General features: G+C 40.4%; 16 protein-coding genes. 4 read left to right on the plus strand and 12 right to left on the minus strand.

All coding sequences use genetic code 11. The annotated features are described in order from the left end of the window. The first annotated feature begins 211 nt into the window (after positions 1-211). Complete coding sequence (locus DXB58_RS06490) at positions 212-2,161, plus strand: transglycosylase domain-containing protein (RefSeq protein WP_122136275.1); 1,950 nt, start codon at positions 212-214, stop codon at positions 2,159-2,161. 30 nt (positions 2,162-2,191) lie between these two features. Here the strand turns inward: DXB58_RS06490 and DXB58_RS06495 are convergent, their stop codons facing one another. The 4 genes from DXB58_RS06495 to DXB58_RS06510 all read right to left on the minus strand — a co-directional run bounded on the left by DXB58_RS06495 (position 2,192) and on the right by DXB58_RS06510 (position 5,889). Beyond that, positions 2,192-3,538, minus strand: coding sequence for a hypothetical protein (locus tag DXB58_RS06495; RefSeq protein WP_122136276.1), 1,347 nt, complete (start codon positions 3,536-3,538; stop codon positions 2,192-2,194). A 14-nt stretch (positions 3,539-3,552) separates the two neighbouring features. Continuing rightward, positions 3,553-4,236: a DUF4476 domain-containing protein gene (locus DXB58_RS06500; protein WP_122136277.1), complete on the minus strand. Its 684-nt coding sequence runs from the start codon at positions 4,234-4,236 to the stop codon at positions 3,553-3,555. 26 nt (positions 4,237-4,262) lie between these two features. Continuing rightward, the gene (locus DXB58_RS06505) at positions 4,263-4,934 is read right to left on the minus strand and encodes a DUF4476 domain-containing protein (RefSeq protein ID WP_122136278.1); all 672 of its coding nucleotides are present in this window, start codon (positions 4,932-4,934) and stop codon (positions 4,263-4,265) included. A 115-nt stretch (positions 4,935-5,049) separates the two neighbouring features. After that, entirely contained in the window at positions 5,050-5,889 is an 840-nt protein-coding gene (locus DXB58_RS06510; protein WP_122136279.1) for a S1 RNA-binding domain-containing protein, read from the minus strand. A gap of 185 nt (positions 5,890-6,074) precedes the next feature. On the opposite strand from DXB58_RS06510, the gene DXB58_RS06515 reads away from it, so the two are divergent. Beyond that, the gene (locus DXB58_RS06515) at positions 6,075-7,076 is read left to right on the plus strand and encodes a malate dehydrogenase (RefSeq protein ID WP_117936764.1); all 1,002 of its coding nucleotides are present in this window, start codon (positions 6,075-6,077) and stop codon (positions 7,074-7,076) included. A 104-nt stretch (positions 7,077-7,180) separates the two neighbouring features. On the opposite strand, the gene DXB58_RS06520 is transcribed toward DXB58_RS06515, so the two are convergent. The 8 genes from DXB58_RS06520 to DXB58_RS06555 form a co-directional block, all read right to left on the minus strand. Then, on the minus strand, positions 7,181-8,059 hold the full coding sequence (locus DXB58_RS06520) for a DUF4249 family protein (protein ID WP_122136280.1): 879 nt from the start codon (positions 8,057-8,059) through the stop codon (positions 7,181-7,183). 2 nt (positions 8,060-8,061) lie between these two features. Beyond that, positions 8,062-10,095 (minus strand): TonB-dependent siderophore receptor, encoded by a 2,034-nt coding sequence (locus DXB58_RS06525; protein ID WP_122136281.1) that lies wholly within the window; start codon positions 10,093-10,095, stop codon positions 8,062-8,064. Positions 10,096-10,229: 134 nt separating this feature from the next. Continuing rightward, on the minus strand, positions 10,230-11,477 hold the full coding sequence (locus tag DXB58_RS06530; protein WP_122136282.1) for a hypothetical protein: 1,248 nt from the start codon (positions 11,475-11,477) through the stop codon (positions 10,230-10,232). A 256-nt stretch (positions 11,478-11,733) separates the two neighbouring features. Further along, the gene (locus DXB58_RS06535) at positions 11,734-12,156 is read right to left on the minus strand and encodes a Fur family transcriptional regulator (RefSeq protein WP_122136283.1); all 423 of its coding nucleotides are present in this window, start codon (positions 12,154-12,156) and stop codon (positions 11,734-11,736) included. A gap of 7 nt (positions 12,157-12,163) precedes the next feature. Continuing rightward, the gene (locus DXB58_RS06540; RefSeq protein ID WP_199487929.1) at positions 12,164-14,110 is read right to left on the minus strand and encodes a heavy metal translocating P-type ATPase; all 1,947 of its coding nucleotides are present in this window, start codon (positions 14,108-14,110) and stop codon (positions 12,164-12,166) included. 82 nt (positions 14,111-14,192) lie between these two features. Further along, positions 14,193-15,467 carry an ATP-binding protein gene (locus DXB58_RS06545; RefSeq protein ID WP_122136285.1) on the minus strand — a complete coding sequence of 425 codons (1,275 nt, stop codon included), beginning with the start codon at positions 15,465-15,467 and terminating at the stop codon, positions 14,193-14,195. A 151-nt stretch (positions 15,468-15,618) separates the two neighbouring features. Further along, a complete protein-coding gene (locus DXB58_RS06550) occupies positions 15,619-16,254 on the minus strand; it encodes a porin family protein (protein WP_122136286.1) in 636 nt (211 codons plus the stop codon). Between the two features lie 362 nt (positions 16,255-16,616). Further along, the gene (locus tag DXB58_RS06555) at positions 16,617-18,128 is read right to left on the minus strand and encodes a hypothetical protein (protein ID WP_122136287.1); all 1,512 of its coding nucleotides are present in this window, start codon (positions 18,126-18,128) and stop codon (positions 16,617-16,619) included. A gap of 1,375 nt (positions 18,129-19,503) precedes the next feature. On the opposite strand from DXB58_RS06555, the gene DXB58_RS06565 reads away from it, so the two are divergent. Together DXB58_RS06565 and DXB58_RS06570 are read left to right on the plus strand one after the other, a co-directional pair. Next, entirely contained in the window at positions 19,504-20,076 is a 573-nt protein-coding gene (locus DXB58_RS06565; RefSeq protein ID WP_004296222.1) for an RNA polymerase sigma factor, read from the plus strand. A gap of 121 nt (positions 20,077-20,197) precedes the next feature. Further along, a complete protein-coding gene (locus DXB58_RS06570; RefSeq protein ID WP_122136289.1) occupies positions 20,198-21,280 on the plus strand; it encodes a FecR family protein in 1,083 nt (360 codons plus the stop codon). The last annotated feature ends 135 nt before the right edge of the window (positions 21,281-21,415 follow it).

Raw genomic sequence — 21,415 nt, forward strand, 5'->3', positions numbered from 1 at the left:
AGTATTGGTTTTGAGCGTAAAAGTAACATTAACGAGTAAACGAAAAGATTAATACAGACCTTAACAAAAGATTAATATTGCAAATAAAGCGCCTTTTTTTGTATTTTCTTCTTTCTACTGATGAATATAACTCTAAAAATGGGAAAATACTCCGCTTGTTGCCCGAATTATTATCTACCTTTGCAGCGATTATCATATCAAGAAAAAGAAGATGGAAACGTCCAGCAAAAAAAGAATTATCATTCTATCGGCTATCGGTATCTTGCTTACCAGCCTTATTTGTCTCTTTGCATTCCGCAATGTCATTTTATGCCATATCGTTGACAAACGAACTACACGTGCCGAACAAACATACGGTCTACAAATTCATTATCAGGAGTTACGAATGAAAGGCTGCAATGAAGTGGCTTTACAAGGACTTTCTATTGTTCCCAACCAACGGGATACCCTCCTGACATTACAATCCGTCAATGTAAAACTAAGTTTTTGGGAATTACTAAAAGGAGAAATCGAAGTACGGAATGTGCTTATGAATGGCCTGGCAATCAACTTCATCAAGCATGATAGCATAGCTAACTACGATTTCCTGTTCTTTAAACGGCAACAAGAAGCAGAACCCCAACCTGTCATAGAAAGTGACTATGCCAACCGTATTGACCGGATATTAAACCTCATTTACGGTTTCCTGCCTGAAAACGGGCAACTCAGTCAAATCAATATAACCGAACGTAAAGATAGTAATTTCGTTGCAGTCAACATTCCTTCTTTTATTATTGAGAACAATCATTTCCAATCAACCATTCAGATAAAAGAAGATACACTTCCTCAACAACTATGGGAAGCGACCGGCGAACTAAACAGAAGAGACTATACATTAAAAGCATCTCTCTTTGCCCCGGAAAAAAGAAAAATCTCACTACCTTATATTACCCGCCGTTTTGGAGCAGAAGTCACTTTCGACACCCTATCTTATAATATGACTAAAGATAAGCGTGCATCCAATCAACTGCTCCTCAAAGGAAAAGCGAGAGTGAACGGACTTGACGTATTTCATAAAGCCCTCTCTCCTGAAGTAATTCATCTCGATCGTGGACAACTCTGTTACGAGATGAACATTAGCGGGCACTCACTCGAGCTGGATAGTACGACCATTGTTGATTTCAACAAACTCCAGTTTCATCCTTATTTGCGAGCCGAGAAAGAGAAAGGAAACTGGCATTTCACTGCTGCAGTCAACAAATCCTGGTTTCCGGCAGATGATCTGTTCAGCTCTCTCCCCAAAGGATTATTCAGCAACTTGGAAGGCATCAAGACAAGTGGCGAGTTGGCCTATCATTTTCTATTAGATATTGATTTTGCACAACTGGATAGTCTCAAACTGGAATCCGAGCTGAAAGAGAAAGACTTCCGCATCACAAGCTATGGGGCCACTTCACTCTCCAAAATGTCCGGCGAGTTCATTTATACAGCTTATGAGAACGGAATACCGGTACGGACTTTTCCCATTGGCCCTTCGTGCGCACACTTTACACCATTGGATAGCATTTCACCCATCCTAAGAATGTCCGTTATGCAAAGTGAAGACGGAGCATTCTTTTACCATCACGGTTTCCTGCCCGACGCCCTACGGGAAGCATTGATTTACGACCTGCAAGTGAAACGCTTTGCACGTGGAGGAAGCACGATCACCATGCAACTCGTAAAGAATGTATTCCTGAACCGTAATAAGAACTTTGCACGTAAATTGGAAGAGGCATTGATTGTATGGCTAATAGAAAATGAAAGATTAACTTCTAAAGAACGCATGTACGAAGTATATCTGAACATTGTTGAATGGGGACCGCTCGTTTATGGTATTCAGGAAGCTTCTGCTTATTATTTCAATAAACGCCCTTCACAACTGAACACGGAAGAAAGTATTTTCCTGGCTTCCATTATCCCGAAGCCCAAGCATTTCCGCAGCTCTTTTGCAGAAGGCGGACAGTTAAAGGAGAATATGGAAGGCTATTATAAGTTGATTGCCAAGCGGCTTGCACAGAAAGGAGTAATAAGTGAAATCGAGGCGGATAGTATCCGCCCCGATATCCAAGTTACGGGCGCTGCCCGGAATAGTCTAGCCGGTGAAAACCCGGAGTCTAGTTCTCCTTCCGCTGAGGAGTAATGAGATTGATATAAATAATAAAGGAATAGGTTATCTTCTTGAACTGTTGCTGTTTCTTTCAGAGGAACGGGAAGAACTTTGAGTGCTATTGCTTCTCGTACTTCCGGAAGAAGAGCGTCTTTCTGTTTGTCCACTAGAAACATTGCTCCGGGTAGAGCCGCCGCTGCTTCGAGTAGAACTCGAGTTACCGCTACTCCGGTTAGAAGTGGTACTGCTGCTACGACTGGTCGTACTACCGCTACTGCGACCAGAATCACTGCGACTGGAGCTACTACGACTGGAACTGGAAGAGCTGTTATTTCTCTCGGAACTGTTATTTCTATTATAGGAACTACTATCGTTTCGTTTGCTTGAACTTTCTCTCGAACTGCTACTTGTTTTTCCACTTTCACGATTGGAGGAACTGGAACCAGTTGAACTTCCGCTTGTTGGTCTGCGATTAGAGCTTGAAGAACCGGAACCTGTTTCCGGACGACGACCAGAATTACGATCACTTTCTACTCTATTCGTATTCCCATTTTTATCAGGAGCAACATTGTTACCAGGTCTTCCACTTCCGGACGGTGTAGATGGTCTGACAGAAGTCGAAGGCCGATCTCCTCCAGATTCCGGACGGGGACGTGTTGACGTACCAGGTCTTGTTGTCGTTCCGGGACGAGTAGAAGTATCAGGACGAGTAGAGGTACTTGGGCGAGACGTACCAGGACGCGTTGTCGATGAACCCGGACGGGAAGAATTACCCGGACGTGTCGGTGCATTATGCGGACGAGTGGAAGTATTCGGACGGAACCGGACAGAACCGAAATCCGAACGACGATAAGAGTGGAATACTCGCTGATCTCTCACCCGATGCGGTGCAGAATAATGGTTGAAATTAGTATATCTGCCCCGATAATAACTCACATGGTGAAAGTGTGGACGATAATGTGCTCCACAATAAGTACGGTAATGGTAAGGCACACCAAAATAAAACAAACTACGATTCGGGTAATTAACATAAACCCTGAAACTCCATTTCCCTCCGGTTACATAGATTGGCCGATAGAAATACTCGGCACCGAGGAACCGGTGATACTGTGCATCACTCAATACCCAGCGAAGATCGTCGTTACGGATATCCAACGCTTCATAATAATCATCCAATGCCCATTCGTAACCACGTGCTACGTAATCCATGATATTACGGACAGAATAAATAAAGTCGTAATTAATTTCATACGCATCATTATATTGCTGTGTACTCAAGCTCAATTCATATGCCATCTTATCGGTAAGAAAACGCGTCTCCTTACGTACCTTGCTAGTGCTCATTCCAGCCATTACGGTCATATTGGCAGTCAGACCGACCGCAAAGAGTAAAAACAGTATTCGTTTCATAATTCAATCTCCTATCATTTATTATTCTGATGATATTCTCTGATAAACTTGTGCACCTCGTCTTTATATATGTTAGTGAATAAGATATCAATCACCTTGTTAAAATTCTGCTTATCTCTAACATACGGATACAACTTCTTCATCACCTCCACTTGATCGGGAGTATAAGAAAATTCTTTTACTATCGCCACACATTGAGTTGAATTGACATCATGGTTTCCCAGCATACTATTAATCAACGCCTTTTGGTCATCCCTCGGAATCGTAAATTTTAGCTTATCTATGAAGCTTTTAAACTCACTATCAGTCATCAAACGAGCTTCTTCCACCTGTTCATGATTAGGAAAGACTTCAACGGTAGTGTTCACTGCAGGCGGTACTACAACGGAATGCATCGGTGCAGGTCTGCCATAACCTTTGAACGTATCCATACTAACCACCTTTCTATTTACAAACTGAACGATTATCGTCACAGGTTCCGAAGTAAGTACAGGCGTACCGTTATCACGATGGAATTCCCATTCTTCCATATCACCGTCAAAACGCCGGAAATCAGGTTTTCCTAAAACGGACTCTACCTGCGATTGAGTCATTCCCTGATATATACCCATCATCTGTTTGGTAGATACATAGCTGGTAAAACAGCCACTGACCAATATTCCCAACGCCAAACACAGCATAATATGTATCTTTTTCATAACCGTATCGTTTTTAGTTAATAGTATCAACGTTTACCGTACCCTATCATAAAATCCTTCATCTTTTCCTTGCTGGAGCTAAATGTCAGGGTATTAATCACCGTAAAGAAAGCTTCCTTATCTACAATCCGGGGATACATGATCTTCATAATCTCCATCCGATCATCATCGAATGTATATAGTTTGGTCAGTTGGAGACATTGGGCAGATGTGAAATCAGATCCAGCCAATGCAGCATTGAGCAACTTCATACGGTCATCTTTAAAAGGCTCATTCTTCATCTCTTTATAAAACGTTTGGAAGAGCTGATCGTTCATCACCCTGTTGTAACCATATCCTGGACGATGTTCTCCCTGTTCGGGACGGCCGGGTCTTTCCGGGCGTATGTTATCACGTCCGTCTACCCATATTTCTTTCACTCCTCTCCCATCAAAATAAACGAAATCTTTATATAATTTTTCTCCTTTCCATACTCGCTCTCCCGCACGGGTAAAGCGGGTGGCATACACTTCAACAGTATAATGTCCGGGATTTAAATTGGCTATAAAGCAGGTAGTAGTGGGTAAACATATCTGGTTCCCTCCCAGGTAAACAAGAATCGGAGTATTCCCACCATCGATACGGATTCCGTTAACAGACTGCGCTTGTAAGGAAAGGGCAGCGAACAGGATGCAGAAACTTATTATAATCTTACGCATAGCTTATCTAGTTTTTATTATTTATATCTTTAATCTGATACCACAAAAATAGGGTGAGGAAACTCCCCACCCCAATGATTCTCTCTATTCGTATGTAGGGAAATCCCTATTCTGTTTAGGAATCCGCCAAAGCAATTCCATCCTCATGCAGGGTAATCAGACGTTTCTTATATAAGTCGCCCACTCCTTTCTTAAAGGTTTTCTTGCTGACGCCAAATGTGTCATAAATATCTTCCGCAGGACTTTTATCATTCAAGTAGATTCGTCCTCCATGCGCTTTGATATAGTCGAACAGCGTTTTCGAAAAATCGTCAATCTTTTCAAAACCGGGTTTCTGAAGAATCAGGTCTACCTTACCATCTTCACGCACCTGTTTCACAAAAGCTTTCATCTCCATCCCTGTCTCCAACGGACAGAATATTTCATTTTCATACAACAAACCGCTATACTTATTATCTATAATCGCTTTAAAGCCCAAGTCCGTCTTCTGCCAGATAAGGATATTCACTTCTGCTTCCGGAGCATATTCCGGCTTTTCTTTCGACAGATAACGTTCCACCTTTGCTGAAGCCACAATACGATAACTCTCTTCATCCAAATGCGTATGAACCACATATTTCCGTCCAACCTGCATTTTCATCTTCTGCTCACTGAACGGAACGAACAGGTCTTTCATCAATCCCCAGTTCAGGAAAGCTCCATATTGATTCACCCAGGAGACTTCCAGACAGGCAAACTGACCTACCTGCACCAACGGAGTCAGCGTCGTAGCAATCAGTCTCTCATCCATATCCAGATAAAGAAACACGTTCAAAAAATCTCCTATCTTACAGTCCTCGGGCACATAGCGGGTAGGCAACAAAATCTCACCTTCTTCCTCACCATCGAGATATACGCCGAAATCTACTTCTTTCACGACTTCAAGCTGATTGAACTTACCTAATTCGATGCTCATATTCTTATCTATTTATTGTAATAAGACACAAAGATAATCTATTTTGAATAGATCCCTCAAACAGTCAGCCATAACTTTTCGTTATCAGGCAAAACTATTTGCAATGAACAATCTGCTTTCTAATATGTTAACTTTGTAGCGACAAAAAGAAAAAGTAGATTATTCACCTTTAAACATATAAACTTATGGAATTTCTAACCAACGAGAAACTTACGATTGTAGGAGCTGCCGGAATGATCGGCTCCAATATGGCACAAACAGCCATGATGATGAGACTCACTCCGAATATTTGCCTGTATGATCCATTTGCTCCGGCTCTGGAAGGAGTAGCTGAAGAATTGTATCACTGCGGTTTTGAAGGTGTCAACCTTACATTTACTTCCGATATCAAAGAAGCACTGACAGGAGCTTCTTACATTGTCTCTTCCGGTGGAGCTGCCCGTAAAGCAGGTATGACCCGTGAAGATTTGCTGAAGGGAAATGCAGAAATTGCCGCTCAATTCGGTAAAGATGTTCATCAATATTGCCCGAACGTAAAACATATCGTTGTGATCTTTAATCCTGCAGACATCACCGGACTGATTACTTTGTTGTATTCAGGTTTGAAACCCTCTCAAGTTTCTACACTGGCTGCCCTAGACAGCACCCGTCTGCAAAACGAACTGGTGAAATTCTTCCATATCCCGGCTTCCGACATTCAGAATTGCCGTACGTATGGTGGTCATGGTGAACAAATGGCTGTATTCGCATCTACAACCAAAATAAAAGGAGAACCTTTGACCGATTTCATCGGCACTACCCGCCTTCCATTAGCAGATTGGGAAGCACTGAAAGTACGTGTCATCCAAGGTGGTAAGCATATTATCGACCTGCGCGGTCGTTCTTCTTTCCAAAGCCCGGCTTATCTTTCTATCGAAATGATTGCCGCTGCTATGGGTGGACAACCTTTCCGCTGGCCTGCCGGAACGTATGTTTCTAACGGTAAGTTCGACCATATCATGATGGCGATGGAAACTTCAATAACTAAAGACGGCGTCACTTATAAAGAAGTAGCCGGAACTCCTGCCGAACAGGAAGAATTGGAAAAGAGCTACGAGCATTTATGCAAACTTCGTGATGAAGTGATTGAAATGGGGATCATCCCAGCCATTAAAGACTGGCACGCATTGAATCCCAATATTGACTAATCAAACAATATTAGCGAAAGCAGAAGGCCGAAACCTGACGATCTTTTCATCGTCTCGGGTTTCGGCCTTTCTTTATTCCATTTCAGGGAAAATAAAACAATTCATCAATGCTTATAATAATAACAGGTATTCTTCACTTCAACATGATAAACCGCAGTTCCATACCCCATCCAGATACCCAGTCCTCCATCTATATTACCGGGCAAATTGGTAGTATTGGGAAACACTGGATTAGCACTATTGATTACCTCATTCTCATATTGACTCCAAAAGCGGAAGCCTTCTTCCGTTATCTGGGAAAAACAAATACCCACCTTTTCACCAGGAGTAAAGAAAGGAGTATACTTGTTGAGTTCCGTATGCCGGAATCCCCGGTAAACCTCCGCCTTTGCAACAGGAGGCACTAATATTTCATCCGAAAACGTACCCATAAATGCATTATAATAATCCTCATCTTTCTCTTCTACCTGAGTGAAGATTTTATAATAGTTGGCTTCACCAGCCGGGTCATTGAAGTATGCAGTAGCCTGATAAAGCGTATCACATCCCTCTGTAGGCTGCAAGCGTATGCTATCCAGCAAAATTGGTTTAGGAATGGTAGTACGCGCTGTTATTTCTTTTCCCCGGTATATAATAGTCAGCGTATACAGCTTTCCCACTTCCCCTCTGATTTGCGAACCTGTATAGACAAAATATGGCAACCTGCCCTTATCTACCCTTCCCACCAGAATTTCAGTCCGACTTCCATCGCTAACAGTTACTTTAGCGCTCATTATAGGCAATTTGGAAAGCGCTATACTATCCCATGTACTATTCAGGATTTTACTTTGTGACAGATACACTTTTGCAAATCCGTCCGCTGTGATACCACCTTCCACCACAACCTCCGATTCATAGTCACTGTCAAAGTCCCAGTCAGGATCACATGACGTAAAGACTGCAACCAGAATTATTATCCAACCATATAAAAAAGCTTTCAACATCTTCAAAATTTAAATATATAACTGACTGAAGGCAATAAGCTATAAAGAGACATATTTTTTTTCTTAATCAGCAAACCGGATTTATCTTCTGAAGGCTTGACGCCTACTTGCACAAAAACCGGATTATGTCTCATATAAGCATTATAAAGCGACAAATTGATGCAATTCTTTTTTGTATGCCCCAACCAGTAGTTCACCGACAAGTCCATTCTGTGATAAGCCGGCATGCGGCTGCTGTTATACTCATCGTATACACAAACTGCATTCTCGCCTATCATATACATGGCCCTCGGATATGTTACCGCATTACCCGAAGCATACACAAATGTCATCGCAAAATCCCAATGATTATCCAACGTGTAATGAATCATCGCGTTCAAATTATGCCTACGGTCATATTTGGCAGGAAATATATTTCCTTCTCTCAATTCCGGAAATTGCCGATCAGCCCAGGCAAGCGTATAACCAATCCAGCCATTCCATCGTCCCCTGCTTTTCCGCAACATCAGTTCTACTCCGTAATTCCGCCCTTTTCCCGTCAGTACATGGTCTTCTATCCGGTATGTCTGATTAAACATATCTAACAATCCACCGTTGAATATCGTTTGATGAGACAGTTTCCGATAGTACCCTTCCACCAACAATTCATAATCTCCATTCCGAAGCGGCTGTGAGAAAGAGACATCTAATGAATGAACTTTCTGCCCTGATATATCTTTCGTCGAAGGCATCCAAAAATCAATAGGCAATCCGGCACTCGATACCGTAATCTGATTCATATATTGCCTGTTCAATTGGTAGGAAAAGCTCAATACTCTGTTCCCCGGCAATTCGTATTCCAGACGAATACGTGGTTCGGCTCCTCCATTATAATAATCACCCTGTATGCTGCCACTATAACGCAATCCCATATTCATCGTCAATTTCCCCCATTTTTTCTCCGCTTCGGTATACACAGCAAACTCTTCCATTTCGTATCTACCGGGATTTCCGGCATTGATACCTTCGAATATATTCACCGATTCAGGGTATTGCGGATGAAGTATATGATGTATGAAATTTCCGCCTGACTTCATTTTCCATGTCCCCAACCGCCAGTCTACATTTCCCATATATCCGAAATCGGTCAATCGGGAAGGCATTTTCATACGTAGTGTATTCTGGTTTGCTCGCAGATTGGTACGGTAATGCGTCATATAGATTCTTTGTGTCAACAACGTCTTTTCGTTGCAGCTACGTTCCCACTTCAAAGAAGCAATTCCGTTGAGCCACTGCATATTGAAATCTACCTGATACTGATGTTCTTTCAGTTTCAACAAATCATTGCCGACATAGCTGTTCAGTACTATTTTGTTTTTAGGATTCAGTTTCCACACATAAGTAAGATTATAATCCTGAAAGCCATAACGCAGTCTTGTGTTATCCTCAAAACCTCCCTCTATCAAAGAGATAATCGGATTTACATAAGTGACTCTCGCAGATAGATAAATAGCACTATTGGGAGTTACCGGTATTCCACCGGTGATTCTCGAAGCCAATATACCGACATTACCGGACACGCTTGCCCGCTGCACCACCGAATCACGGGGAGTCATCTCTACTACTGCCGCTAATCTTCCACCACGGTCTGCCGGTTGGTAAGACTTATTCAGTGAGAAAGAAGAAAAATGGTCATTATTGAATATAGAGAAGAAGCCTAGCAGATGCGAAGAGTTATACACAGGCACACCGTCTATACATATCAGATTATGTCCCGGTTCGCTGCCATGCACATAAAGTCCGCCATTCAGTTCGCCGGCAGTAGTCACTCCCGGTAACAGCTGAAAAGCTTTTATCGGGTCGCTGTCTCCCAGCATACGAGGCATGAAGTTTACCGCATTCGGATCAAGCTTCCAATCTCCCTTTGCACTACGTTGCAATGCAGGTGATTTCTTGGAAGCTACCACTTCCACTTCCTGAATTCTCCAAATAGAATCGGTTCGAATCGTATCATCACCACGCACGTCCGCTTGGGCATATACACTTATACTCCCCATCGCCGCAAACAATAGCAATATATTTCTTATCGCACTCAACTCACTTTACTTATAAAAAAAGGCCGAAGAAGAGAATTATTCCCCTCCTCGGTCCTCGTCAATTTATTCGCATCTATCTAATCTATACCCCATTCTTATTCTACGAATCCTTCAAAACTTCTAACCAATGCATCGAAGCTGTCAGCCAACGATTTAAACGGTCCGGAAGCAGCATCAAAATAATCTTCAAAACTAATCAGGGATTCATCTTCAAACTGCAACAGAGGTTCTGTATCCCAGTATTCATGTTTCACCCCTTGACCATCTGTATATGAGTAGTCAATATAAGGCTGGAATGCCAGAGTGGCAGAAGCCTCATCGCTTCCTCCAAATGTCAGGCTTCCATTAAGATACTTCTTATATACATTTGCAGTAGCTTGTGCAGCTCCATGAGATTGGCCCCACATTTCGGTAGGATTATCATACTGGTCTTCAACTTGTTCAAGTTCATGAGCCAATTCCTTATAACTGCTGCATTGCATAACGATAGCAGCTTCGCCCATTATATTCATCACTGCACGCGCATCTTTAAAACGATCTCCTATATTCTCATTCGAACCTTCGTCCGCTGTCATATTGCTGCCATTCAGATAAGCTTCGCCTTTGATGGCTTCTGTTCCTTTTATATTGATCGAATAGTTAGCTTTCACAGCCTGCGGTGTTGCACTTACCGAAGTAGATATCTTGTAACCGCTAGCATCTATATTTACTGTAATATCAGCCTTTCTTGGAGAGCTGCTTACATTTGCCGTAGTAATTTCAAAAGAAGTCAAAGTAGTTGATCCCAGTTTGATGGTAGCAGTAAGTTTAGCAGGAATTTTCACAGTAACATCGTCATAAGTAAAATCTGTTGTGCTACCGGTAGCTGCAATTTTTATTTCAGCCGCTTGATTTTTATAATCAAACTTCAATGCAAGTTCTGTGCTAGATGCGGCATACCCCCACTCATCAGTGCTTTTATTATAAGTATAAATACCATAATAATCACTAGCCTGATACATTTCATTATTAACAGCCGCCATCGCATACACCTTAGCCATATCACCCTGTGAAGCAGCCACTAAGGAGTGCACCATTTGCTGTACATTTGCTTTCTCCCGGATTTCCAATGAGCCGACTATTTCAGAGAAGTAATCTCCCACTTGTGCCAACTGTTTATGATCGTCAGCGTTCACCAAATTAATCAAATTCTGTCCGATTTCACTCAATTTTTCTTTGCTCTTTTCAGCGGATAATACACCACCTGTCGGGCCATCATTGTCATTATTGTCATCACCACACCCTGTAAATGTCACCATTGCCATCATCAGGCAAGGAATTAAATAGAATAATTTTCTAGTCATATCTTAATGTATTTAAAATGTTTTATTAGCGTGTTTTTACTATCGCCTTTCACTATTCATATATTTCCCATAAAATACTGCCAAACCCCAATTACCCCACAAAGGTGAGGATATTTTATAGAATAAAAAAATGATTAAAATAAAGAAAGCGCCTAAACTGGGATTTTAGGCGCTTAAGTCATAAAAAATAGTGATTATTATGTCCAAAATTAACAAACAGATTCAGACTCTCTACTATATAACCACTGTCGATTTCTTATTTTGGAGAAGAACATTCCTGACAAATTCCTTTGAGAACATAATTAATGCTATGCAAAGTAAATCCTTTAGGCAAATCAATCACCGGGATATGTGTACCTTCCAGGCAGAAGGTGCGATGACATTTCTCACAATAAAAATGCGAATGTAAATCCTGCACCACACAATTGCAAGAATTGTCGCAAACAGCATACTTCAAAGAGCCGCTTCCATCATCTATGCTATGTATAAGATGATGAGACAAGAAAAGAGCGATTGTTCGGGATATAGTCGATTTATCGACTGTATCGAGCAGTGTTTCCAAATCAAGCAACGACACCGCACGCTCTGCCTGCATCATCGCTTTTATCACCAGAAGTCTTATGGCAGTTGGCTTGATACCTCTTCTGTCCAACTTATCCAAATAAATATCTTCTTCCATCTTTCTCCTATTTTATCATTTTCTGTATTCTGACAGCATTCATAATGGCAAGTAGCGCAACACCCACATCTGCAAAGACAGCTTCCCAAAGAGTAGCAATTCCACCGGCTCCCAGAATCAATACAAGTAATTTCACTCCAAATGCCAGTGACACGTTCTGCCAGATGATTCTTCGTGTCAGTTTACCTACCTTTATAGCTTCGGCTACCTTTGACGGCTGGTCTGTCTGTATCACGACATCGGCTGTTTCAATAGCCGCATCACTACCCAGTCCGCCCATAGCAATGCCAACATGACTTAGAGCGAGCACCGGCGCATCATTCATTCCATCACCGACAAATGCAATCCGGTTTGCCTCATCCTGCCGCAACTCTTCCAGATGATTCACTTTTCCTTCCGGCAACAGGTCACCATAAGCTTTCGATATACCGAGCTTTTCTGCAAAGTTAGTAACAATACTCTGTTTATCACCGGATAGTATCTGGATGTTTTCAATATTTAAAGCTTTTAAATTGTCAATAGCTACCTTTGCGTCCTCTTTCAAGGCATCAGCCAGCAGCAGATAACCTGCATAACGGTTTCCAACAGCACAGACTACGATGGTATCCGTTATTTCCAACAGTTCTTCCGGATAGGATATATCAAACTTAGACAGTAACCGGCAATTACCGACCAGAACCGTAGTCCCGTCTATCGTTGCTTCCAAACCATAGCCGGCAAATTCTTTTGTACCGGTAACAGCTACACGTTCAATATTTTGTTCTTTCGCATAATTCACAACAGCCTTGGCAATCGGATGAGTACTATCACTTTCTACCGAAGCAACCAGTTTCACTAATTCTTCTTCCGAAACCTCACCTGCACTTTTACAGGCCTGTACCTCAAAGGTTCCTTTTGTCAGGGTTCCTGTTTTATCGAATACCACTGTATTGATCTTAGTGATAGCATCCAGATAATTACCACCCTTGAATAAAATTCCCAACCGGGATGCCGCTCCAATTCCCCCAAAGTAGCCCAACGGAATACTAACCACCAATGCACAGGGACACGAAATCACCAGAAAGACCAAAGCCCTGTATAGCCAATCATTAAATGCAAATACAAATGGAGGATTAATAAGTGAATAGACAAACGGACACAAAACAATTAATACTGCAAGCGCTATAACTATAGGTGTATAAATGCGCGCAAACTTACGAATAAACAATTCAGCCGGAGCCTTACGTTCGGAAGCATTCTGAACAAGTTCCAATATTCGGGCAAGTGCGCTCTTATCAAAAGGTCTCGTTACCTCGAGCCGGATAACCTTATCGGTTACAATCATTCCGGCAAGTACTTCTTCACCTTTCCGAATATTACGAGGAACGCTTTCCCCCGTTAATGCGGCTGTATTGAAGGCAGCCACTTCATTCAGCATGGTTCCATCCAATGGTACCCGTTCACCTGCCTTTATTTCTATAACTTCACCGACTTTTATCTTTTTAGGGCTTTCAATAACAAGATTGCCTTCCCGGAGCACTAATGCTTTTTCGGGTCTTACATCCAATAAGGCTCCGATATTACGTTTGGCTTTATCTACCGCTTTATCTTGAAACAGTTCTCCTATTGTATAGAATAACATCACGGCTACTCCTTCCGGATATTCACCAATATAGAAAGCTCCCAAAGTAGCTATAATCATTAGAGTGAACTCACTGAAATAGTCTTTTTCCCTGATACTTTCCCAGGCTTCTTTCATCACTGGAATTCCTACCGGAAGATAGGCCACGATATACCATATCAAGGCAACAGATCCTTCACGGAAGAATGCTAAATCGAGAGCATTCATAATTATTCCACCTGCCAGAAGCAGGAGAGAAAATATCACTTTCCCATATTCATGGAATACCGAAACCTTTGCATCAACCTTTTTTTCTGCTGCGCATGAATGAGCGCCACAACTACAATGTCCCATAACATTCATCATTTAGTTGATGCAAAGGTAGCAAATGATTCATGCAACAAAGTTGCAAAATCAGTTTCAGCACCTTTCAATGTCAGCAATACCGCAACAGCCATTTCCAAACCGGCACGACTTCTATATCCAACCCATTCCCTGAAATGGTCCTTTCTTCATCCCAAGTAATGATAAAAATCTTTTTTAAGCCAAAAACTTCCGACATTTTATATAAAGCCCTGACCTCCCGTTCCCGGGTCATCGGATCATCAATGCTATATGATACTTGTATGGCCATTCCTTCATCAGGAATATAAAAGTCCACCTCAATACCCTTATTATAAAAGAACACTCTATCTTCTTCTTTTCCATATCGCTCTATTAAATTTACAGCAACGATATTCTCCAATAGTTTAGTTTCGGCATTTATCAGAAAATTACTAAGCAACCCGTTATCATAAAAATACCTTTTACAGCTAGACATACGTTCAGCTACTGAATCTGTAAAATTGGGGATGTTAAAAGTCAAATAAACATCATTCATATAAGTGAGATAATCTGCCAATGTATTACGGCTGATACCACTACCAGAAGATTTTACAATATGCAATAGTCGTGTCTGCGTGGTTGGCTGCATGACACTTTCGGCAAGCTTCTTTGCCAATAGCCGGATAGCGCCGCTATTGCGAATTTCGTTGCGTGCTATAATATCTCCCAGCAAAATCTTTTGATATAGTGAATTAATCCATTCCCGTTTATCTATCAAAGAGAACGTTTCGGCAAATCCACCGAAATGAAAATAGGTATTGAACTGCTTAATGACTTCCAACCGTTGTTCCGGTTCAAATTCCCAGTTTGTCTTCAAGTGAATCTGATGAAAAGTTAGATACTCTGCAAATGAAAAGGGAAATACTTCCCGTATGATATATCGTCCGCCTAAAGTAGTGGCAATATCCCTACTAAGCATTCGCGCATTACTTCCGGTAATGAAAACCCTATATTTAGAATCAGCCAGTCTACGAGCAAACTTTTCCCATCCGTCAATATTCTGAATCTCATCAAGGTATACCAAAGGCTTACGGTTATCATACATTTCAGCATAACACTCCAACAGAAGTCCTAGCTCTGAAGCCTCAATAGAAGAGATACGCTCATCCTCAAAATTAACATAAAGACAGTCTTCAAAAGTCACTTTACCCAATCTTACAAGATTCTGTATATCCTGATACATTTGATAAGACTTACCCGCACGACGAATACCAACCAGAACATAATTCGCCTGCTCCTCAAAATATATCGGTCTTTCAACCAGCTGAATCTTACTAATTTCTTGCTGACGCTCGGCTATAATTGCCTTTATTATTCGTTTTTCCATAAAATATGCTCTTTATATTGCACAAATATAGCAAAAACATGCTTAATATAGTAAGCAAGGCTCCCTTTTCTTTCCAACCGTAGCTACTATTTTCCTTAGTTGTCAACTGCTACTTATCCTTTACAGGACGAACCTTCCATCTGAATCGGTTTTAGAACATATATCCTAATGAGATCATCAGGTTCCTATTCTTCATTCCTAAATCTTTTGCCACTTCAACGAGTCCAAAATCATAACTGATGGCAACTTGATATTTCTTACTGAACTCAACTCCGGCTTTCAGTCCAAGACCGAAGTCGAATCGTTTTAGACCATCGTCTCCAAATATATCTTCGGACATGGAGTTATCTCCTAATTCCGCAATATCTGCAATATCACCGTCCACTTTCAATTTTGCTTTTCCAAACAGCCCGACAGCCATATAAGGACCTACACTACCAAATAACGAAAAATCATCATTGACGGCATATTTATACCCGACACGTATCGGTACTTCTAAATAGTACGGATTAAATTTTATGCTCGCAACTGATCCTCCATCAATTTTAGCACCTTTCAATGTAAGCAATGCAGCGAAGTCCATATAGGCACCACTACCATTCGCATCCTGCGACAATCCCAACTCTGCTTTAACACCTGCGTGAAAGCCTATCCTACTGTCAAAACCTGTAATGGTGTATTTACTAACATTCATACCTGCCATCACACCCCATTTCAGATTGTCTTGAGCATTGATACTCACCGCACTTATCGCTACTAAAGCGAATAATAATAAGGCCTTTTTCATACGAATAAATAATTTAATTATTGTTTAGAAATTATGTGAGGCAAAAATAATAATAATTCGCACAACTTCGAGAGATTTGGTAAAAATATAAAAGATAAACGATATGAACCTTATTAAGGTATAGTCATACACGCGGCTGTATTATCTGTTTTTACGAAAAAGCATTTAGCCGATTTCTGTGCCAGAGAAAAGTCGAAAATATTCCAAATACATAGATAAGTTCCTGTTCAAATTCATTTCCGAGCTGAAATCCAATTATACTTGATATGGTCGTGGAATGAAGCCATATCCATACCGGGTGAACTACAAAAAAAGGTGTGCCGCATTGACACACCCCTTTCTCATTAATTAGTTATAAACTTCTACTTGTCCTTCACAGGACGAATTTTAAATCCAAAGCAACGATCATAGCCATTCAATTGAGCGTAGTCGAAGCCCATTGTAGCAAGACTTTCATCACACCATCCGAGCTTCTCACCGGCACCAAAGAGAAAACCTCCATAACGCTTGTCCTTATTACTAGAAGATTGTTGAATTTGCGTAGATAAATCACTTGTCCAATAATATAATCCTGAATAAGGCCACCAATTATCATCAAGTTCTTTGATAGTGGTACTTTTATCCGAATCCGTTTTTTCATTGCTACCATAATATCCGGTTTTAGGAAGTATGATAGTATTATTGGTAATTGTTGAAGTCACCATCCACGCATCCACATCCTCTACATCATAAGATTCACCTGTTTCATGATTATACCGGCGAACTTTAGTTTTACCCTGTACACACATTGTATTCGGACCATTAAACAAGTCATCCATTTCGGCACTGGTCGGCATACGCCATCCATTTCCCCAACGCATTACAGCTACATCATCTGCAGGGTCAAGACGCGTCTTTCCGTCCTGCGATACTTTGCCTTCCGTCCACTGATATTTTGTCAATTTAAGCGTACCGGCAAAATAACGGTAATCATTATAATTATAGTAGTTCTTGCAGGATTTGTTAGCGTATGGATAATAAGAAGCATCGTTCTTATAAGTTACGCCATTATACGTAAATGAAGTATTCTCATCGTCTCCCGGATGGTCAATGGTTTTTCCTGTAAAAATCTCACCCCAAGCATAATAACCATCGATGTTCTCTTCAGCCCAAATAATTTCTCCCATATCTTTGCCCGGATGAGAATCTTCAGGAGTACTGGGTTTCACACACATCAACGGGTCGTGACTGTCAGCCAAAGCTTTAAGCTCCACTTCGGTCCATGTATGCCCCACAGTGTTCTGTGGCCAAATCCATACTTCGAAAGTATTAATCACAGGTTCTTCACTCCCCCCCTGCTTATTACCTCCATAAAGGTTGTCAAGACCACCGATAATGATATCAAGATTACCGGAAACCGACAAGTTGCCGTATTTATATTCGTTAATTTTGTTGCCTTCATCATCGACACCAAAGCAACCGTCAAGAAAAGTTCCATCTGTAGAACGGATAGCAAAATCATCGGTTTTGCATACAAGGTCTTCTACCCCCTTAAATGTCAGACGTAGTTTTTCACACTCACTGGCACATTCTTCATAAACGTGTACTGACACTTTAATATAGGGTACCGTACCATTCGATTGGAATCCGGCTGCCACATCGTATTTGGCACAAAGTGTTTCCTCTTCACCTACAGTCAAAGTACCTCCTCCACGTGTACCACTTTGATTATTTCCAACACTCATATTGGTACCATTGCTGAAAACTGATGTGATTTTCGATACGGTAGGAAGTTCTTCTCCGTTGCCGGATGGTTGCTCACTCATAGAATCATTGGAACAGCTACTTATTAGTAAAGCTCCCAAGATAAAAGAATAAAAACAGATTTTCTTCATCGCTATTTTATTATTATGGATTGCTTGTTTGCTAACTATACACGTTTATTTTTTCAACCCGTATATAACTTTTGTAAAAATACACATTTTATACAACTTTCAAACTATTTGCATCAACTTTCAATACTGATTTTAACACTAATTATCAGTAGCAGGTGCTTAGCCCAGAATAATTTCCCAATTATCCGCCCATTAGAGCTTTTTATTCTTCCCATGGCATTTATAGACAGGACAGAAGAAGATTACATATAAATTTAATGATTCTTATTGTCAGCTAAAGTTTTTTCCCGATAGTATAATGATTATCATCGGTTTACATGCTGACAATAAGCCATGACAATAGGCTGACAATAAAAAATTAGAACTTCTATTGTCAGCCTGTTCTTTGATCCCTTTGGAGCAAGATTATAAGATTCGTTCCAATGTGTCGATATACTCTGACTTAATTCCCAGCTTGATCCATTTTATAAACTACTGAAGACTATCATTGTCTACAGTAACAATATCATCGGCATAAGGAACACATACGCTTTATAAAATGAATACGCCCTTATTAAATGAATGCTACATAGCCGGTATCTTTCACTTACCAAGCAGGTATTGTTTCATTAAAGTGTAGGTATTGTTAACTCCCCACGGCCGTGGTAACTTCTTCCCACGGCCGTGGTAGGAATTCGTCACGGCTGTGAGAAGAAGTTACCACGGCTGTGACGAACTAAAGATACCGGTACTTTAGTGGAACAATACCGACACTCTAGAGGAACTATACAGGCATGTTAGCGAAACTATATAGGTATATTAATGAAAGGATATCACTTTGGAAAGCTATTAGAAAAATGCAGTATTATTTCGGAATACACCCATAAAGTTATTGTCTATCAAGTTATTAAAGGTATCATAAGAGATAAAAATAAGGCTGACAGTAAAAGTAGATATATTTTATTGTCAGCCTATTATCAGCATCTATTATCAGGTGATATAATATTGATATTCACACACTTAAATATAATCCTGACAGTTTGACAATAAAACAGGTATAAATCAATAAGAACGATCATAATTTTTTTAATTGGGGAGGGTAAAGAATTTATAAAAGAAAGAAAAAGTTTACTGTTCCCTTCAGAATAAACATCTTTGTAACTGTGGTTACAGTAACCACAGTTACTAATATAAAAGATTAAGTTTTATCATTTTTCAAAGAACAAACATGATCGTAACAAAGAAAGCATACTGCAATGAAACCCTTTTACAATTCTTTTACTATCATAGAGTTAGGTTACGGGAAAATCTCCGGATAAACCTTGTTTCGAGAAGTTTTTTTGTTACTTTTGCCGCAAACTAATATATTTCAGTGCAACGGGAATCTTATTATAATATGAAAGACATCACCTTATGGAACATCATGTTGAAAGGTGACACGAAGCCATTAGAGGTATTGTATAAGAGACATTACGAGCTTCTATTGAATTTTGGACTCAAATATGTTTCAGATGAAGAATTTGTTAAAGACTGCATTCAGGATCTTTTCGTGAAACTTTGCAGCAGCACCCGTTTGTCTCCCACCGATTATGTACGTTCCTATCTGCTGACTTCTTTGAAAAACCTTATATTCGATAAACTTTCATCTTTAAAATCCACCGAAGATATCAATGCGCTTCCCTTCGACTTAACGATAGAAGACACCTCACTGGAAGTTTTATTTAAGGATAATGATGAAGATATACAAATGATTAAAAATCTGCAAGAGGCTTATAAACAACTGTCCGAGAATCAACGGATGGCGATTTATCTTCGTTACATTAAAGGCTTATCCTATAGAGAAGTTGCAGCCGTCCTGGAGATTAATCCTCAATCTGCCATGAATTTAGTATCCCGCACACTGACCAGCCTTCGCTCTAAAATGACCTTAAAAGAATATCTCTTTTTCCTTCCTTTTTTTCTTTCTTAAACGCTACTATTTCCTTTGTCCGGTTCCCTCAATTTACTGAAGAATTCTTTTTCTGCAAAAAAATGAAAGAAAAGTGAGTAGACTTTTTCTTTTCTCCCGTTTTAAATATAAAAGCAAAAAAATGGAAGGCAAGAAAGCAAATATACATCAGGTAATACGCAAAGTAATTCTACATGTTCGGAAACAGGAGAGAAATGTCTCAACGACCGAACTGGATGAATCATGGAGACTTATCGAAAAACAAATCCATGCAACCAAAAAGAAAAAGTTGCATCGACGATTACTTTATGCGGCAACTTACTCATCAGCTGCCGCAATCCTGCTATGTATGTTTTGGCTGGGTAAACAGTTCATCTCTTATTACCATGCAGACGACAGCGCCTTAGCCGATTTCGCATTGAAAATGCAGGCAGCTCCATTACAAGAAGATATTCTATTGTTGATACCGGGAGAAAAGAATATAGAGGTGAGTGATACCGATGCAAATATCATTTATTCGCAGAATGGTTTGGTGGTGGTCAACTCTGATACAGTCAACCAGATTCAGCCACAAAAGAAGAAGCCCGAATTCAACCAGCTGATAACTCCTAAAGGGAAAAGGACTCAATTGACTTTATCAGACGGAACTCATCTATGGGTAAATTCAGGAACACGGGTGATTTATCCAACTCATTTTGAAAGAGACCAGCGTGAAATTTATGTTGAAGGAGAAGTGTTCCTCGATGTACGCCGCAATGAGAAGGCCCCCTTCATAGTGAGAACTAAAGATTTTCAAGTACAGGTATTAGGTACTTCATTCAATATATCGGCATATTCATCGGAGAAAACGTCTTCCGTGGTGTTGGTGGAAGGAAGTGTGAATATAAAAAGCCACAATCGGCAACAGGTCAAACTCGCTCCGGGACAACTGGTTAACATTCATAGCGACCAACTGGACACTCCTCAAAATGTAGATGTTGAGCCTTATATCTGTTGGATAAAGAATATTCTAATGTACACGGACGATTCTTTGGATAAGGTCTTTAGAAAATTAAATCTATACTACGGCAAAGAATTCGTATTGGATACGGAGGTGGAGAGAATGCAGGTTTCCGGAAAGCTGGATTTAAAAGATAAACTTGAAGACGTCTTACATACTATATCTTATTCTGCCCCCATAGAATATAAAGAAGTGGGTGATAAAATATATGTGAGGAAGAAATAAGTATAGTTCATTTATTGTTAAACCTTTATACGTAATATTATGAGAAACAAAAGTCCTTAAAAAGAAGGCTGAATGATAATTGCAGTATCATCCAGCCGAAAAATCAAACAACATTTTATTGTTTAATTTCTTAAA

The organism is Bacteroides sp. OM05-10AA, from assembly GCF_003439055.1.
GTDB classification, from domain to species: Bacteria; Bacteroidota; Bacteroidia; order Bacteroidales; family Bacteroidaceae; genus Bacteroides; species Bacteroides intestinigallinarum.

What these genes read in the sequence shown, in the direction of transcription:
- DXB58_RS06490 (WP_122136275.1), top strand. Translation starts at nt 212, where the DNA reads ATGGAAACGTCCAGCAAAAAAAGAATTATCATTCTATCGGCTATCGGT.
- DXB58_RS06495 (WP_122136276.1), bottom strand. Translation starts at nt 3,538, where the DNA reads ATGAAACGAATACTGTTTTTACTCTTTGCGGTCGGTCTGACTGCCAAT.
- DXB58_RS06500 (WP_122136277.1), bottom strand. Translation starts at nt 4,236, where the DNA reads ATGAAAAAGATACATATTATGCTGTGTTTGGCGTTGGGAATATTGGTC.
- DXB58_RS06505 (WP_122136278.1), bottom strand. Translation starts at nt 4,934, where the DNA reads ATGCGTAAGATTATAATAAGTTTCTGCATCCTGTTCGCTGCCCTTTCC.
- DXB58_RS06510 (WP_122136279.1), bottom strand. Translation starts at nt 5,889, where the DNA reads ATGAGCATCGAATTAGGTAAGTTCAATCAGCTTGAAGTCGTGAAAGAA.
- DXB58_RS06515 (WP_117936764.1), top strand. Translation starts at nt 6,075, where the DNA reads ATGGAATTTCTAACCAACGAGAAACTTACGATTGTAGGAGCTGCCGGA.
- DXB58_RS06520 (WP_122136280.1), bottom strand. Translation starts at nt 8,059, where the DNA reads ATGTTGAAAGCTTTTTTATATGGTTGGATAATAATTCTGGTTGCAGTC.
- DXB58_RS06525 (WP_122136281.1), bottom strand. Translation starts at nt 10,095, where the DNA reads ATGGGGAGTATAAGTGTATATGCCCAAGCGGACGTGCGTGGTGATGAT.
- DXB58_RS06530 (WP_122136282.1), bottom strand. Translation starts at nt 11,477, where the DNA reads ATGACTAGAAAATTATTCTATTTAATTCCTTGCCTGATGATGGCAATG.
- DXB58_RS06535 (WP_122136283.1), bottom strand. Translation starts at nt 12,156, where the DNA reads ATGGAAGAAGATATTTATTTGGATAAGTTGGACAGAAGAGGTATCAAG.
- DXB58_RS06540 (WP_199487929.1), bottom strand. Translation starts at nt 14,110, where the DNA reads ATGGGACATTGTAGTTGTGGCGCTCATTCATGCGCAGCAGAAAAAAAG.
- DXB58_RS06545 (WP_122136285.1), bottom strand. Translation starts at nt 15,467, where the DNA reads ATGGAAAAACGAATAATAAAGGCAATTATAGCCGAGCGTCAGCAAGAA.
- DXB58_RS06550 (WP_122136286.1), bottom strand. Translation starts at nt 16,254, where the DNA reads ATGAAAAAGGCCTTATTATTATTCGCTTTAGTAGCGATAAGTGCGGTG.
- DXB58_RS06555 (WP_122136287.1), bottom strand. Translation starts at nt 18,128, where the DNA reads ATGAAGAAAATCTGTTTTTATTCTTTTATCTTGGGAGCTTTACTAATA.
- DXB58_RS06565 (WP_004296222.1), top strand. Translation starts at nt 19,504, where the DNA reads ATGAAAGACATCACCTTATGGAACATCATGTTGAAAGGTGACACGAAG.
- DXB58_RS06570 (WP_122136289.1), top strand. Translation starts at nt 20,198, where the DNA reads ATGGAAGGCAAGAAAGCAAATATACATCAGGTAATACGCAAAGTAATT.